10 protein-coding genes and 1 riboswitch are annotated in these 16,216 nt (G+C 55.9%); of the genes, 5 read left to right on the top strand and 5 right to left on the bottom strand.

The features are described 5' to 3' along the window. Positions 1-54: 54 nt before the first annotated feature. Together SH467x_RS01795 and SH467x_RS01790 are read right to left on the bottom strand one after the other, a co-directional pair. Positions 55-3,507: an alkaline phosphatase D family protein gene (locus tag SH467x_RS01795; RefSeq protein WP_482369607.1), complete on the bottom strand. Its 3,453-nt coding sequence runs from the start codon at positions 3,505-3,507 to the stop codon at positions 55-57. 85 nt (positions 3,508-3,592) lie between these two features. Next, positions 3,593-6,451 (bottom strand): WD40 domain-containing protein, encoded by a 2,859-nt coding sequence (locus SH467x_RS01790; protein WP_482369606.1) that lies wholly within the window; start codon positions 6,449-6,451, stop codon positions 3,593-3,595. Positions 6,452-6,601: 150 nt separating this feature from the next. After that, a riboswitch (cobalamin riboswitch) is annotated at positions 6,602-6,848 on the top strand. 206 nt (positions 6,849-7,054) lie between these two features. On the opposite strand from SH467x_RS01790, the gene SH467x_RS01785 reads away from it, so the two are divergent. Continuing rightward, positions 7,055-8,206, top strand: a complete 1,152-nt coding sequence (locus SH467x_RS01785; protein WP_482369605.1) for a DUF1559 family PulG-like putative transporter — start codon at positions 7,055-7,057, stop codon at positions 8,204-8,206. A 145-nt stretch (positions 8,207-8,351) separates the two neighbouring features. Then, complete coding sequence (locus SH467x_RS01780) at positions 8,352-9,233, top strand: DUF4465 domain-containing protein (RefSeq protein WP_482369604.1); 882 nt, start codon at positions 8,352-8,354, stop codon at positions 9,231-9,233. Here SH467x_RS01780 and mutL read toward each other — a convergent pair. Beyond that, a complete protein-coding gene (gene mutL / locus SH467x_RS01775) occupies positions 9,220-11,220 on the bottom strand; it encodes a DNA mismatch repair endonuclease MutL (RefSeq protein WP_482369603.1) in 2,001 nt (666 codons plus the stop codon). The genes SH467x_RS01780 and mutL overlap by 14 nt on opposite strands. 269 nt (positions 11,221-11,489) lie before the next feature. Between mutL and SH467x_RS01770 the strand changes: the two genes are divergently transcribed. After that, positions 11,490-12,380, top strand: coding sequence for a carboxylesterase family protein (locus SH467x_RS01770; protein WP_482369602.1), 891 nt, complete (start codon positions 11,490-11,492; stop codon positions 12,378-12,380). A gap of 13 nt (positions 12,381-12,393) precedes the next feature. Further along, positions 12,394-13,479 (top strand): DUF2231 domain-containing protein, encoded by a 1,086-nt coding sequence (locus SH467x_RS01765; protein ID WP_482369601.1) that lies wholly within the window; start codon positions 12,394-12,396, stop codon positions 13,477-13,479. A 5-nt stretch (positions 13,480-13,484) separates the two neighbouring features. Here SH467x_RS01765 and SH467x_RS01760 read toward each other — a convergent pair whose 3' ends face one another. Together SH467x_RS01760 and SH467x_RS01755 are read right to left on the bottom strand one after the other, a co-directional pair. Beyond that, complete coding sequence (locus SH467x_RS01760) at positions 13,485-14,426, bottom strand: aminotransferase class IV (RefSeq protein WP_482369600.1); 942 nt, start codon at positions 14,424-14,426, stop codon at positions 13,485-13,487. Beyond that, positions 14,392-15,549 (bottom strand): alpha/beta hydrolase, encoded by a 1,158-nt coding sequence (locus SH467x_RS01755; RefSeq protein ID WP_482369599.1) that lies wholly within the window; start codon positions 15,547-15,549, stop codon positions 14,392-14,394. The genes SH467x_RS01760 and SH467x_RS01755 overlap by 35 nt, the downstream gene beginning before the upstream one ends. Before the next feature lie 197 nt (positions 15,550-15,746). Between SH467x_RS01755 and SH467x_RS01750 the strand changes: the two genes are divergently transcribed. After that, complete coding sequence (locus tag SH467x_RS01750) at positions 15,747-16,076, top strand: hypothetical protein (RefSeq protein ID WP_482369598.1); 330 nt, start codon at positions 15,747-15,749, stop codon at positions 16,074-16,076. Positions 16,077-16,216: the final 140 nt, after the last annotated feature.

The following is a 16,216-nucleotide window of genomic DNA, read 5'->3' as shown; positions in this document are numbered from 1 at the left end:
CAAGAACGAATGGGTGGAATGGATGGAGGATGGTTCCTTATGTTGACGAACGGGCTAGCGCGCTACTTCGTGGACGGTCTCGCCGAACGGGTCGAGGTGCCGGACGTTTAAAGACGGAGTATCGGCAGTGTAGGTCAATTCAAGCTCGAGATAGCCACCCGCCACCCGAAGGAATTGGTGGATGTCGGGCCGAAAGTCCTCTTGCTTCCATCCTCCTGCGTGACGATTGCTGATCGGCCCGACGGAGAACTCATGCAATCCCGTTTCAGGGTCGATGCTGTGGTATTGCCAGTGCCGATCGCCGCAGAGGACGAAGCAGCCGGGGATCTTTGACAATGCCGCTCGAATCGCTTTCCCTTCGCGGGCAAAAACGGAGTTGGAATGGTTGTCTTTTTTGGATTCGCGATCGGGGCCCACGATGGGGGTCGGGGAGATAACAACGCGATACTTGGCATCCGATTCCGCAAGTGTTTGCATCAACCATCGCTTTTGTTCGACACCCAGGATCGATTTTTCCTCGCTGTCCGGCTCGACGTTGGGGGAGCGGAAGTCTCGACCCTCTAGCATCCAAATTTGCAGATCTCGCCCCATGCGAATCGTTCGGTAAGGTGTTTCGGGAAGCCCGGTTTGAGTTCGAAAGATCCTTTGCCCATCTTCGAACGTGAAGTCATCTGTCCACTTCGCTCGTTTGCCCGGCCAACTGTCGTCGACATAGGTGTCATGATCGTCTTTGAGGAAATAGGCAGGGGTGTTTCGGTGGAAGTCGACGACGCTGGGTAGTCCGTACGTTCTCTGCCAATGGTAGAAGGCTAAAGGGACGGATCTGGCCAGTCGATCGTAGTACACGACATCTCCTGCCATGACGAAGCAGTCGGTCTTGCGTTTTCGCATGGTTCGATACGCTTCAAAACCAAACGGACCATCCCGATCGTCGAATTCTTGGCAGGTTCCCACGGCCAAGCGGAGTGGGGCTGTCTTCTCCGGGTGGATCAATGTTTGGAACTGACCGCTGAGCACCGAAACGGGGCCATTCGAGGACGCGCGCGCTTCGGTTCGAACATCGTAGGTGGTGCTGGGCTCCAGATCGGCCAGCGCCGTCAGCAAGGAATAGTCGGTCGATTCATCGACCCTCTGCCAAGGAGATTCACGCCAATTCCCTCCCTCTTTGCGTTTCCAACGAACTCGCATTTCGGCCGGCACACCAGGAACTCCGTAACGCAACCCGGAGATAGAGTCTGCAGGCAAAATAGCTCCCTGTTGACGTTGCCCCGTCGGAGTCGTTTCGGTGAATTCGACTTGCGATAGATCTCCCAGATTCGGCAAGGGCCATCGTGTCGACCGACTCCAAACCATCGCGCCATGCGGTCCCACTTCGACAATTTTCATCCCGGTTGCTTGCTGGGGTTCATTGGAGGTATCGACCAGCTCCGCGGATCGTTCCCCCTCGCTCGCGTTGGACTTGGTAACCGCAATTCGACCGTCCAGCCATTCGACGATTCGAGTGTACTGCCATTGGGCAGCGAATCCCGGCAAGACGCTTTGCAATCGCCAGTCGACTTCGGCGTTTCGGAGGACTAATTGGGGAATCGTCGTGCCGGTCGCATCGTTCCAAAGGGCTCGCCAAGCCAACAGCACTGCCAAGATCTCCGTGCGGCCATGCCCGATGACCTGCCAAGTCGCCGAGGGTTTGTTGTTCGCTCCAGAGGTTGGGGAGGGGCGTGCCCAGTCCCAGAATCCGCACGCATCGCGGAATTGAAGTTGCTCCAAAGAGTCACCCAGCAAATAGAGCCGTCGATGGAACTGAGTTCGGGTCTTCACGTCAGGGAAGCGCGTTTCCAAGTCCGATCCCCGCGGAAGGAGGATCCAATGCGTTGTGGTCGGAGCGGACTCCAATTCCCTCGCAATGGTTCCTCTCGTCAAGATTTCCCTGACCCAATCGGCAGAAGAAGCGTCTGCCTCCCCTTTGCGTGTGGCTGCAATACCCAGGTGCAGTACATGGTTTACTGGGGAGACAATGTCGTTCCCAACGGCAGTACTTGGCTCGATGCGAAGCCATTCCGTTCGCCAGCCCTCTACATCCGATGTGCTGTACAGCGACCATTTCCATTTGTCCCCGGTTCCGCGCTGCAGCATCTGTGCTTGCGTGAAGGCATTCTTGCGCGACTCGCGAGGCTCAAGCAATTCGATTTTCTTTAGCCACTCCTTTCCTTCGGTTTCCCAGTTTTCAAGCAGTGGGGAGGAGTCTTTCGATGCAAACCATTCCGCTGCTCCGGTCACTCTTTCGTCGAGGGGAAGTTCCTTCGGGAATGCGACAAGCTGATGGGGGGCAAGCTCTTTCGTGGCGGCGCGTTCGACCAGGATCTCCTTGCCGGTCAGATGCAAATGGAGCCATTTGAATGCGCCGACCTGCAGTTCTTGCGAATCTTTGTGTGGCCCTGGCCCGATGAGTACTCCGTAGTCCTGAGGTTTACCGATTCGGCGATATAGAGATTCCAATTGGCGGTGGATCCGAATGACACCATCGAGTGGGAAAATTGAATCGGAGTCTGTGTTCGTTAACAGAAGAGGTCGAGGGGCGATCAACGCCGCGAGTTTGCCATAGTCCCAGCGGAACGTATTGACCATATACATGCAGTCGCAGTGTCCTTCGACACAACCATCGAGGACATGATTTCGCAAATCGGTAATACCCGCGACGGGGACCGCGACACGGATGCGCGGATCCAAGGCGGCGGCGTACCAACTATAGGCACCTCCACCACTTCGACCGGTGATCCCGATCCGATCGGAATCGATTTGGGGAAGAGACTGCAGATAGTCGATGGCCCGGATGCTTGACCAAGCCTCCACCCCAGCGGGCGTATACCCTTTGCTGATCCAGTCCCAACGCCCCAGCTTATACGTCCCGTGGTGCTCCCCCTGGAATTCACCTAATTGGATCGTATCGATGATCAAGCAGGCCAGGCCGTGGCGTGCGAACCAAATGCCGTGGTGTTGGTAGCTCGTTTTGTTCCCTGCCAAGCGTCCGAACTCATCGACTCGCGCGTGCCCGCAAACATAAAGAACGGCAGGCCAACCCGTGTCAGGACGATCTCCCTTCGGTAAATACAAATTGGCCCCCACGTACACTTTGGGGCTTGGTTGGAAATGAAGATTTTCGACCCGATAACCTTCCCCCTCGTGAGCGGAGGTGGTGTGAGCGGCTAGCGGGGTCTTTTCCGGCCAAGGCTTGAGGCCAAGCATTTCCTGCAATTCCCCTCGCCATTCCTGTTGCACGCTTTCCCAATTCTCGCGCGTGATTTCGTTCAACTCCTTTTCCGTCGTCTCTTCGATCTCCTGGACGCGATCCTCGAGATAGGAGGTCCAAGGGAGGCTGCTCGTGCTGCGAGACACTTGTCCCGATGCCGATGTGCCGAACAGCACGCTGCACCCAAGCAAAGCGACGAACGCCGAGAGGGTTGGGGAACAGGCGGAAGCGTGGGGGATTGTCGCGTGCAAGCGGACCATGATCTCGGTAGGCTCCAGAAAGGGATGGGAGGCAAGGTCATTTCGGTTGCGGGGGAATCGATCGAAGCGTTTTCAGGGGCAGCGATCAGCGAACGATCCGGATGGCAACAGGAAGGGTAGTTGGATTGCCGTCCACACTTGCTTTGATGTGAAAGTAGCGGACTTGCTCGGGTACGAACTTGGCCGCGGTAATAAAGACCTCGCGGGTCGACTGTCCGGCTGGGATCAGAAGGCCATTGAGGCCGATGTTGTCGACGAATACGCCGTGAGGAAGATTTCGTCCTGATTCCGCATTTCCGAACGAGATATCTCCTTCCAAGGCGCCTCGCTCGATGACGAGTTTTAACACGCCCGTCGTACCTGCCTGCAAGGTAAATTCTTGAAGGGGTTTAGCGTCGTTTGCATCCGATTTTCCGACGAGCTTGATCGGCATGGTTTCCTTGGCCACTTTTTTTACCTTCAAGGTGAGCGTTTCTGATTGGTTTTGGGCGGTCGAGGGCGACTTCGACTTTGCCTCCAGTTGGATCGAAAACGAATCAGGTAGTTTGGAAAACGCTTCGGGGGTCGCGGTGAGGGTGGCAACGCATCGGATCTGGTCTGCTTCGACGTTTAGTTCGCTAGTCATTGCCAGGCCTTCTGGAAGGTCGATCGGCCGGATATCGATACGTTCGCGATGCCCTTCCTGGCGATTGGCAACGATGCTGAACTCTGCCCCGCCGGAGGATCGCAGGGTGATCTCGGCAGGTTCCAGTTGGAGTGAAAACGTCGGGTTCGGGCGTGCGATGACCAAGCGGTATTGGTACGCATCGCCGAATTGCCCGCGCGCATCGCGAACGCGAATCAGGTAGCGGCCGTCTGCGTTGGGGATGAACGTCAGTTGACTATCTTTTCCGAGGCGACGCGTCGATTCATCGTCATTCGAATAGTAGATCGGGAAAATAGGCAAGCCGTTAGGGATTGGTTCCTCGTTCGGTTGCAATTCTCGTACGATCCAAGCGGGTTCGTTCAGTGCATGGGTGGTGGCGGTGGTATCGAAGTAGGTCCAACGGTTGCGTTCCCCAGGATAGACCTTGAACCCCGAGTCTGGTCCTCGCGGATAGAGCCACAATCGCACGACTTCACCGGCCGCGTAGAGATACTCATTTAGTTCCATGTCTTCCCATCGATGCATACGGAAGTCATCGGCGATCGTGGAATCTTTGCCGCGGAATGTGAAGTACGATTCGCGAAGGGCTTGGAGACGTGTGCGGAGGACCGGTTTTCCGCTTGCATCCAAGATATCGACGACGCTATCCATCGGTGACTTCAACGAAGCCGCTTCGATGGTGATGAGCCAGGGCTCGCCCGCTTTTGCGTCCAGCGAATACCAATCTCCCGGCGTGGAGGAGCGTGCATCCGATTCCGACAAAGTCCCGGAGACACGGCAGGGGGATTGGAGAGGTTGCGCGGTAGCGGGTGAACGAGATGTTGTGACTTCACCAAACTCCACAGTGGGTGCGATGACCGATTCGCTTTTCCGATCGGTATCTGATCGGACTTCGGTATTGTTCTCTGTCGCATTCGGCCGCGACGCGTTCTGGATTCGTTCGATTCGCGCCGAGGATCCCATTACAAACCGTTGTACTTTACCATCGATGGAGGAAGCGACGATGGTTTGGGGATCGAGCCAGAACAGCGAGGTGGGGACATCGGTGACGCGTCCCGCTTCGCCGAGTGGTGCGATGGCAGGCCACGTCCAAGCCTTGATCGAGCGGTCTTCGCCGGCCGTTGCGATTTGATTTCCGTCCGGAGAGAAGGCCACGGCCACCACGGCGGCTTCGTGAGCGAAGACGGAATGGAGCATGGGGCTTACCGAAGGGGTTGTCATGGAATGGATTTTCCAGACACGGATACGCCGGTCGGCGCCGACGGCCAGTACGGAGTCGCCAGAGGGGGAAAAGCGAACGGCGTATTGTTCGGCCTCCCCCTGCCCCATGGTATCTAGTCTTTCACCTGAATCGACCCGCCAGAGTTTGATGGTCTCGTCTGCGCTGGCCGTCGCAATGACTTGCCCGGAGGGATCGAAGTCGACGTCGTAAACCGCGCCGTTGTGGCCAGAAAACGTTCGAACCAGTTCGCCCGTCGCCACGGACCACAGGCGCACCGACTTGTCATAACCTGATGTGGCGAGCCATTGGCCGTCGGGGCTCCATGCGACCCCGTAAATGGCATCCGAGTGACCTTCGATGGTACGCTGATGGTTCAAATTTCCATTTTGGAAATCAGCAATCGTGATTTGGCCTCCCAAGCCGGGGATGCCTGAGAGGATTGCAAGTTGTTTTCCGTTCCTGGCGAATCGCATCTTGGTGATTCGCCCGGTGATGGGGAGAGATTGGCGTTCGATCCATTGGGACTTTTTGATTGCAATGTGGTCTTGGAACCCCATGATCCAAGTATCCGAGGAGGCGGGGGCGATGGCGTAGAGGCCTGGCGGGTTGGAAGAGGTTCTCGTTGGAGGGAGGTTCCATCGCTCTCGGAGCGCAAGCTTTTTCGATTCCCCCAAGGCGCCTTGGTCAATCCAATCGCGAAGCATCCGTTTTTCTTCGTCCGTCGGTTGCGTTTCGTCGACGGGGGGCATGACCGGTTCGAGAGACCCTTCGATCAGTTTCCAAAGTTTGGACTCGGCTGCATTTTTGGGGACGATCAGACCATTGGCCTTGTCCGATATTTGAAGGGCTTCCAGGGAGTGAAGTTGCACATCTGCTTCGGCGTCATCCTCGTTGTGGCAACCGCTGCAGTATTTGGTCAATATCGGTTGGACTTGCTGGCTGAAGTCGATATTGGAAGCTACCGAGGGGGAAGCTTCTTCGGTACAGAAACCAAACGATGCACCAAAGTAATAGAGCGCCAGTGCGGTTGCGATGGAGAATCGATTGGCAAGGTGGCTGGATGGAGCGGTAACCATAAATAGGCGGTTGAGGGGAGGGAGGTTGAATGCAGGGGGCACCATTGCGGATGTCTGGTAGTCAAGTCGCCAGTATACCACGGCTTGGGACGGGATTCTTCCGTTGGCCCGGTAGGAATTAAATCGATTGACGGGTAGCAAGGGATTGTCTACACTTCGAGTGCTCTTGGTGGCAGATCGCTCGCAAGCGATTTTGCAAACAGGGAACTCCGGTGAGCCGCGATTGATGTGGCAATTCCGGGACGGTCCGGCCGCTGTGTGCTGCCCGAGACGCGTAATGCGTTTCAAACCATCGCTCCTTCTTTGGAAGCGCCATTGCTCGAGATTGTTCGGGTGAGAAGGCAATGAGGGATGGCTGGCAGTGAGTCAGAAGACCTACTAAGAGCAAGACAGCTAAGTGCCCTCCAGGTTTGGGGCGGCTGTTGCAGCAGAATTCCTTCGCGGAACAACCCGCTGGTCCATCGTAATCCTTTAACGGCTCCAGTTCGTCCATTTTAAGTCAGGTGCCTTTCGGTCGATGCTGCGCGGCATTTTGTGCGTTCGCAGGTTGGTCGGGATAGGCGTCTGGCTGGTCGTACCGGTTCCAGGGATGTGTGCCGTCTCGTGAGTAGTCCAAACCCCGCAGTGACTTCGTCCCATTTCCCGTCCCGTGTTCGATCGGTTTCATCGCCATGCATTCGCGTTTGTGAACTGAATGCCGAGGAACAGTGTTTAGGGTGCGGTCGAACCCGCGCCGAGATAGGCGCTTGGAGTGTCGTTCCCGATCGGGTAAAGCAAGCGATCGTGGAGGCTAGCCGCGAGCGATTGGCACGATCGTCGAAGGGGGGGGCCCGGTCTGGTTTTACCTTGGTGGAATTGTTGGTAGTGATTTCCATTATCGGTTTGTTGGTCGCTTTGTTGTTGCCTGCAGTCCAAGCGGCGAGGGAGGCCGCGCGACGGCTTCAATGCGTGAACAACTTGAAACAGATGGGGATCGGTTTCCATAACTATCACAGTCAATACAACCGATTTCCCTTTGGCGGAGCTGGATCGGTCAGCGACACATCGGCGGCCGTTCGGGCTCGTTGGAGGCCGAGTTGGGGGACTGTATTGTTGCCTTACATCGAGCAGCAAGCGATTTACGAGGAGATGGATCTACGGCTTCCCTATATCGATGCGGCGAATCACGTCGCAGGAGCGAGGATCATCGCAACCTATTTGTGCCCTTCGGCGCCAAAGACCGTGATGACGCGTCCCAATGGGGATACGCCCAGTTCCACCGTTCAATTTGGTCGAACCGATTATGGCGGCAATTATGGAGAACGCGGATTGCGATGCTATCCAAGTTTGAGTTGCCAAAATAGCTATAGCGATCAAGGGGACATGTCAGGTGGCGGGCGAGGCGTGCTTTTGTTCGGGAGCGAACGTCAGATTGGATTGGTAGATATCACCGACGGTTCCACCCATACGATTGTGTTAGGGGAGGCTCCTGAAGGTTTGCATTCGATTTGGATCGGGCATCGAAACCTTTTCGATCAAAGCACACCGATCAACACTCGCACCTCGAACAACTCCAGGTGGCCTTCGTGCCACACCGTGTTCAAAAGTCGGCAAGGGAACGTCTGCGACTTTGGGCAGGAGTTCCACAGTTATCACTCGGGTGGCTCCCTTTTTCTGTTCGGCGATGGTTCCGCTCGATTCATGGAGGAGCAAATCGAACCGCAAGTCCTTGCAGCCCTCCTGTCGCGCCGGGGTGGGGAAGTCGTGAGTAACTAGCTCCGCATCGACAAGCGATTCGCCCAATCGACAAACCCGTCGTTCAGATATTTCGTCGCGCCGCACGTGGCGGTTGCGTCTCGGAGACGAAGAGCGCCTGCTACCTCTCTCCCTATTCACCTCTATCCTCTTTTCGAATTACACCATGAAGATTTGTATCTCCTTATTGATGTCGACGATCACGTTTATGTTGTTCCCGTCCTATGCGGAGTCGCAGACGGTTGTCACTTTTGAAGAGTTGCAGTTGGCCCCCAACAGCTATTACAACGGATCCGATGGGGCGGGGGGCTGGAGCAGTCAAGGCGTTACTTTTAGCAATTCCTACAACGCGACTTGGGGAAGTTGGAGTGGTTGGTCCTATAGCAATGTTACCGATACGACGACCCCGGGTTTCACGAACCAATACGCATCCTATGCGGGAGGGGGGGCCAACGCAGCGGGGGGAGTTGCGATCGGCCAGAACTTTGCCATCGCCACGGGCTCGCGGGCCACGATCAATTTGCCCTCCATTTCGCTTTTGCAATCGGTGGATGTCACAAACTCCACATACGCAGCGTTGTCGATGGCCAATGGGGACCAGTTCGCGAAGAAGTTCGGAGGGGTGACTGGGAACGATCCCGACTGGTTCCAAGTCACTCTTCGGGGGTACGATGGCCTCAACGCCACCGGGAATCAAACGGGATCGGTAACGGTGGATCTGGCGGACTATCGATACGCGAATAACGCGCAAGACTTTATCTTGGACGATTGGTTAACGGTTGATTTGTCGATGTTGACCGGAGTTCGATCCGTGCGATTGGAATTTGCTTCCTCCGATGTTGGGCAGTTTGGAATGAACACGCCTGCCTACGTCGCCATGGACAATCTGCGATTCAGCGCGGTGCCCGAGCCAACCAGTTTCGCTCTTTGCGGTGTGATCGCAGCAGCGGGATGGGGGGTGCAACGCCTGCGCAGAAGGAAGCAGCACCATGCGTCAGGCGAGGCTGCGTCGGGCGAGGCTGCGAAAGGCGAGCCTAAGTCCGTTTGAACATCTTGTCGAGTTGGTCGCGCGAGAAGAACAGGGCGGTCGGACGTCCGTGAGGGCAGTGGTGGGTGTCGTGATACAGGTGGCGTTGGGATAAGAGCGACGAAATCTCTTCGCTCGAGAGTCGATCCCCCGCTTTGACGGCGGCTTTGCAAGCCACCATGTTCATCAGCTCGTCGAGCAAGTTCCGGACATCCGGTTTCTTACCGCCGCTCATCAGCGGATCGAGCACTTGCCGGAGCATTTCTCCCGGTGAGATGCCTTGCAGCATGGCTGGGTAGGAGGAGATGAGTAATGTATCTCCTCCGAACGGTTCGATATCCATACCGATCTCACGCAATACGTCTTGAAACTCCAACGCCATGGCGGTTTCTGCTGCCGAGAGGGTGATCGTTTCGGGCACCAGCAGTCGTTGGACATCGAGAGACTTGGATAAGACCTTGTTCTTGATCTGCTCGTACAGGATTCGTTCGTGGAGGGCGTGCTGATCGATGATCACCATTCCCTGTTCGTCCTCGGTGATCAAGTATCGATTGTGAATCTGAAACCCGACATTCGCTTTGGCTCCCTCGATTGCGCATTCGTCGATCGCGGACTTGTCGATCGCCGTGTTCCGGTGGGAAGGAGCGATAGAGGTGTAGAACTCTGACGATTGGACCTCGTCATCCATCAAGGCGACAGGTCGATCGGCAGACCAAGCCACTGCGGTGGTTGGGAGGTCCGCAGCGCTTGGCGATGCTGGCCACGGATTCGGTGCAACGGTTGGTAATGATGGAGCGAAGAAGGGATCGTCGACGGATTGCGGTCGAGAGTTGGGAGAGAAGGGGCGGAACTCGGGAACGCGACTTGGCAAGGCGTTGGTGGTGGTTTTGGCCCAATCCAGCAGTTCGTTGGAATGCGGGATTCCCCGACCGGTAGCAAGAGGGACAGGTAGACCATCCGCGGGTGTGGGTTGCATTTGCTCGGACGTGGAGTTCGGGGTCCTGACTCGCGCGACCAAATCGCTGTTCAGGAATTTATTGCGGAGGCCCGAGAGGAGGCGGCTGTAGATAGCGCCGCTGTCTTCGAAGCGAACTTCGACTTTGGTCGGATGGACGTTGACATCGACGGTTTTGGGATCGATATCGATGTGCAAGAAGCAGACCGGCATTCGGCCGACCATCAGAAGTCCGCGATAGGCTTCGCCTAGAGAGTGTTGCAGGGCGCGGTCGCGAATGTAACGCCCGTTCAAGAAGAGATACTGCATTCGGTTGTTGCTGCGAGAGACCGATGGATCTGCAACGTAGCCACGAATCGAAACGCGTTCATCTTTTTGGTCGATAGCAATCAAGGCATCGGCAACTTCATCGCCAAAGAATTTGCGAATCCGTTCGGACCAGCGTTCGGTGGGTGGAAGATCGTAGAGCGTGCGCGAGCCGTTGGTCAGAACGAGATGCACATGGGGATAGGCCAAGGCGATGCGCGTGAAGGCTTCGACGACGTGGCCCATTTCCGTTTGCGCGCTTTTCATGAATTTGCGGCGGACGGGGGTGTTGAAAAACAAATGGCGGATCTCGATGGTGGTTCCGATCGGGCCGGAAGTCGGTTGAACAGTTTCCGCTTCGCCACCCTTGATACTCAGAATCGAAGCGCTGTCGCTATCGGTCGTGCGGCTCCGAATCGACATATGGCTGATTTCTGCAATCGAGGCCAATGCTTCTCCGCGAAACCCAAGGGTCCGCACGTCAAAAAGGTCGTCATCGTGAGGAAGTTTGCTGGTCGCGTGGGGGGCGATGGCTAGGGGGAGTTGTTCCGGGGCGATTCCACATCCGTTATCGGTGATGCGAATCAAATCGATTCCGCCACCTTCAATCGAGACCTCGACCGAGCCCGCACCGGCGTCGATGCTGTTTTCCAGCAATTCCTTTACAACGCTCGCAGGTCGCTCGATGACTTCGCCTGCAGCGATTTTATTGACCAGCCCGACGGGGAGCTTGCGTATCGTTGGCATGGCGTGTTTTTCCTTTGGCCTGCGAGTTTCCGGTGTTTGCCTCTCTCCATAGCGTACCGAAGCGGGTTCAAACGGGAAACCTTCGGTGGATCCAAGAACCGTTCAACCTCCTCTTTGGGAGCGTCGCAACTAGAACTATACTGAGAGCTGGCCTAAGCCTCCTTTCCCCTCCCCCCTTCCCACCACGGGTCTCTCCAAGCCCCCGGGCCATCAAGCCACGGTCCCGCATTTACCAGGGTCATTCCATAGCTAGCTAAAAGGATCCGTTTATGAAATCCCGTTCAAAACTGCGTTGGGCGTTGCCGTCGTTGCTCGCCGTGTCGGCCATGTCCTCCATAGGTCTGTCGCAGGAAAAAAACTCCGCACCGTCGAGTTCTTCGAATCCACCCTCCTCGTCCAAGCAAAACGTGCCAGATACTCCACCTTCATCCGCTGCGGTTTCGATCGAATCGCTTTTCGAACCCAGGGAGTACGTGGGAGCGAGCAAACAGACTCTCAAGTACCGATTGTTGAAGCCGTATCAGTACAGCTTTGGCAAGAAGTATCCCCTCGTTATCTTTTTGCACGGCGCGGGTGAGCGCGGGGACGACAACCTCGTCACTCTCAAGCATGGTGCAAAGGACTTCGCCGACGAAGCGCGTCGCAAAGAGTTCCCCGCCTATGTGTTGGTTCCGCAATGCCCCAAGGACAAAAAGTGGTCGGAAGTGGATTGGAGCAAGGCTTCGAGTTCGCTACCCGATCAAGCCAGCGACTCGATGCAGCTTTTGAAGGAACTGGTTGACGAGATGGTGGAAAATGCGGGGGTCGATACCGAGCGCATCTATATCACCGGACTTTCCATGGGAGGTTACGGGACATGGGATGCCATCGCTCGGTATCCCAATTTCTTCGCAGCTGCGGCGCCTATATGCGGTGGCGGTGATCCCAAAACGGTCGAGCGGTTTCGCAATCTTCCAATTTGGTGTTTTCATGGCGCGAAAGATCCAGTTGTGAAGGTGATTCGATCGCAGGAGATGATCGAGGCATTGAAAAAGGTAGGGGGCAATCCTCGCTACACCGAGTATCCTGACCTGCAGCACGACAGTTGGACCGTCACCTACAAGAACCCTGAGTTCTACACTTGGTTGTTTGCCCAACGGAAATCGAACGTTTCGGAATAAGAATAAATTGAACATGGCATACCCATTGAATCATTTTCCTGCGCCTCGGAGCAATCGGTTTGCAACCCGCTGCGCGCTGCTCCTTGCAGCGTTCGCTTTGTTGCATATCGCGAACCCAACCTGCGGGATTTCACAAGATCCCGACACGCCGTCGTCGGAGTCCGCTACAACAGAGACGACCGAGACGAAAGAGACAACTGGCACAACTGGCACAACCGAGCCTTCGCAAGTGACGGAACTCAAGAAGGGGATCGTCGACTTTGCGAGGGACGTTGCACCGCTCTTGAGGTCCGAATGTTTTTCCTGTCATCAAGGGGAGAAGGCGAAGGGTGGATTCGAGGTTAGCGATCGGGATGCGGTGATGGGCTACATCGAACCGGGAGATGCTGCCGCAAGTTCGCTTTGGACCGACTACCTAACCCAGCCTTCCAAGACAATCGATAGCGAGAGTTTGGTCATGCCGCCGGATGGGCCGATGGCGCCGCAAAAGTTAGCGCTGTTGAAGCTATGGATCGACGAGGGAGCGGTTTGGCCCGAAGGAGCGAGCCTTGGTGGGGCGAGCGACGCGACCTCGACCGTCGAACCCACGACGCCAAACGTGGGCGGTTCGCTTTGGCAAAAAAGTTATCGAGCCATGGGATATTTTCACCCCGCGGTCGTTCACTTTCCCATTGCCTTATTTATTGTTTCGGGAGTTTGTGCATTCCTTTCGTATTTCCTTGGAAAACGCTGTGAAAGCATGGCCTTTCATTGCTTGTGGATCGCGACGCTCTCGACCATCGCAGCGGTCGTGATGGGATGGTCGTTTGCGGATCAGCGAGGGTATCCGGCGTGGAATCAATCGCTCGGCGGAAACGCTTCGCACGAAGAGATGAATTTGTTCTACCACAGGTGGGTCGGCAGTTTGATGCTCCTAGTGAGTCTGGTCGTCGTCGCGGTCGGTCTCTTTTCAGGGCGAGGTGAATCGGGGCGACTCCGCAATTTTTGGAAGATTGGAGCGATGCTCTTGGCTTTGATGGTGAGCATTGTCGGTCACCAAGGGGGCGAGTTGGTGTACGGAGAGATCTTTGATAAAGCGATGGAACAATTCAGCAAATAGAGAGGCTAACTCTTTGCATCGCGAGCGGAGTACGCTGCGGCTTGGGCGACGAAATCGAAGCTTGCGAACTCGATCCAGCGAGCTTGCAATTCCTTCCACTTCGCCGTTCCTTTGCTGGACCCTATCGATTCTCCGTCCAAACGTGCGATAGGCCATACCAAGCCCGTCGATCCCAGCAGCACGGCGGTGTCCGCTTCCTGAAGGTCGTACAAGGTGAGAGAAGTTTTCGCAACTGTTTCCCCTGATTCGGCTAGGATGCGCATCGTTTTCGCGAGGGTAGTTCCAGGATGGCATTCGGAGTCCATCGGGGTTCGCCATCCCAATCCCTCTCGCCACAAGGCGATGTTAGCCACGGATGTATCAGCGAGGGCGCCGTCGTGGGTTTGTAGCAAAGCAAGTGCTTTAGGTTCCTTCGCCGCAGCTTGCTGATCGGCAACCCAATAGGGTAGCCTGCTCCGGTGTTTGATAGCGACCGGAGTGCTGTCCGCCGACGGAGCGGGGATGGAAACCGAACAAAGCGATGCGCCTTCACGGTACCAGTGGTTCAATCGAGCAAAAGGGATTGGGAGGAGATATCCGATCGATTCCCATCCGGAGGGGGTGGGAGAGAAGAGAACGACGACGCTCGCATCGCCGGAATCGCCCAGCAGTTGGCGATTAGACGTCACGAGCGCTTCGACGAGGCAGTCGAACGTCTCCATGATTTCTCGGGTTGACCATCCAAAGTAATCCGCGCCGAGTTGCAGTCGATGGCGATGCTCTGCCAGGTGCAGCGCCTTTCCATTGAGGGTGCGGAAACGCTCGACCAGGAAAGCTCCCCAGACGGGACCTATGTCGGAGAGATACCAAACGGGAGCCAGCGGATCGAAGATCTGCAACTTGCGTTCTTCGCTGGTGCAGCGGAATGTCAAGCTACTCTCTAGCGGTGTCGCAGATCGGTTGGCCAAGATCGTCCGTGTTCCAGAGTAAAGTATCGATCATGATTTGAAAGTAAGGGCATTCACCGAGGTAGCTTTTCTCGCTGTGGGTGCTGCCAATAGCGCGGCTGCAATCGAATTGTTTGACCAAGAGGCCTTGGCCATCATTCGATGCAGGCGTGCCTGTGACATTGAAGGTGGAGGTAGCATCGGTCAGTCCTTCGAAGCCTGAAAAACCGCCTGCGATGGGGCGAGTGAGTCGATCGATAAATCGAAAGCGACGCAATACTGGGTCCTTCGAATTGTACATGTTGATGAAATGGGAGACTTGGCTGAGAGCCAATTGATGTCTTCCGCAGTCGTCCAGCCAAGTCTTGTCGATGGCCGGAGCGATCAATCCAACGCGGTAAGGAAAGATGCGTGGGGATTCTGGTTTGCTCATGGAGAGGGAGGGAATGCTCCCCCCTGCGTCCAATTGCAAAGCCCCTGTGGCGGTTCGAGCGCCAAAGGAGAAGGCGAGGATACTCACACGCGATTGAGATCGGAGCTGTCGCAGGATCCAAGCCAAGTACAAGGCTTGGTCCTCGGCGGACTCAGCATTCTCGTAAACATCGCGGATCGGATGCGATTCCCGTTGGCTAGGCCATGAGAACAGAAGCAATCGGTAGTCTTCGTGGGCCTTCCGTTTGAGGTAGGCGTCAATGATGCGCACTCGCTCCAGCGTGTTATTTCTCTCCATAAAGTTGCCATGCACATAGATGATCGTTGGTTTGTCCGGGATCGGTGCATCGGTTTGTCCTAATGCAGCAAGGATCGTCGATCGTTCCCATCGATTCCCCGTCCAAGCGTTTACTTGGAAGGGAGGGGACTCTTCATGGATCGCGCAGAAGCGATCTGGCAAATGCCGGGTGGAAAGTTCGTAGATTTCCGACTGAGGTGCGCATCGGACGATAATCTGCTCTTTGGTGATCTCGCTGGTAGCGGAGGTGTCAGCAAGAACGCTTGCTCTGTCTTCCGCTTGTAGATTGTTAGCAGAAGAAAGGAGCAAGAGGTTTAGGAGAAGGAGTGGCAACAGGGATGCGAACGATCGCAAGCTCGATGCGCGGCATCTCTTGTTGTTACCAGTCTCGCGATTGCTTGGCAACCAATCCATGATCCTCACCCATCTCCGGTGGTTCGAACGTAAGGCAGTGCGAAACTCTAGCACTTGAACTGGATTGGGAGGGTTAGGAAATCTGGAATAAATTCGAAAATTCCGACGGCTCAATTTGCCTTGCAGAAACGGTGACGTAGAGTTGTTGGCTTTTGAGTGTACCAGGTTGGGCACAATCGATCTTGAGGACAAAGGGAATGAAGAAACTTACCATACTCTACGCCGCGTTTATTATGGCGTTTGCTGGATGCACAACGGGCCAAGGCTGGCGTCCGAATGTTCTGACCCGTCTTCATAACCGGATTCACGGTACCGCGAATTACGGTGAACCGTGCGATCAAGGTTGCGCTCCTGCGGCGCCTGCACCTGGATGCAGCACGTGTGGAAACGGCGTCGCATCCGGATACGGAGCTTACGAGTCCGACTATGTTGGAGAGCCGATTTCGATCGGTAGTGCTCCGTCGACTTATGCAACCAGCCCTTCGGCGGGTGAAGTGATTCGACCGTTGCCAGCGCCCCAGCGCTAAGCGAAACGCCAAGTCGCTGGGTCTTTGGGATCGGCGGCGGTTGCGGTAAACTGGGCAAATCGGTGGGAATGTCCCACCGCTGAGAACCACCATCGGGAGATGGTGTTTTCGTTTCGCCCGAACCGTCGATACCCCGCATG

It is taken from the genome of Brakhagea slesvicensis, from assembly GCF_052161625.1.
Classification (GTDB): Bacteria; Planctomycetota; Planctomycetia; order Pirellulales; family Pirellulaceae; genus JBKCUI01.
Note: the sequence above shows the minus strand (reverse complement) of the source record. Positions and strands in the feature narration are given on the sequence as shown.

Coding starts and splice junctions, on each gene's coding strand:
- SH467x_RS01770 (WP_482369602.1), top strand. CDS start 11,490: ATGAAATCCCGTTCAAAACTGCGTTGGGCGTTGCCGTCGTTGCTCGCC.
- SH467x_RS01780 (WP_482369604.1), top strand. CDS start 8,352: ATGAAGATTTGTATCTCCTTATTGATGTCGACGATCACGTTTATGTTG.
- mutL (WP_482369603.1), bottom strand. CDS start 11,220: ATGCCAACGATACGCAAGCTCCCCGTCGGGCTGGTCAATAAAATCGCT.
- SH467x_RS01795 (WP_482369607.1), bottom strand. CDS start 3,507: ATGGTCCGCTTGCACGCGACAATCCCCCACGCTTCCGCCTGTTCCCCA.
- SH467x_RS01750 (WP_482369598.1), top strand. CDS start 15,747: ATGAAGAAACTTACCATACTCTACGCCGCGTTTATTATGGCGTTTGCT.
- SH467x_RS01765 (WP_482369601.1), top strand. CDS start 12,394: ATGGCATACCCATTGAATCATTTTCCTGCGCCTCGGAGCAATCGGTTT.
- SH467x_RS01790 (WP_482369606.1), bottom strand. CDS start 6,451: ATGGTTACCGCTCCATCCAGCCACCTTGCCAATCGATTCTCCATCGCA.
- SH467x_RS01755 (WP_482369599.1), bottom strand. CDS start 15,549: ATGGATTGGTTGCCAAGCAATCGCGAGACTGGTAACAACAAGAGATGC.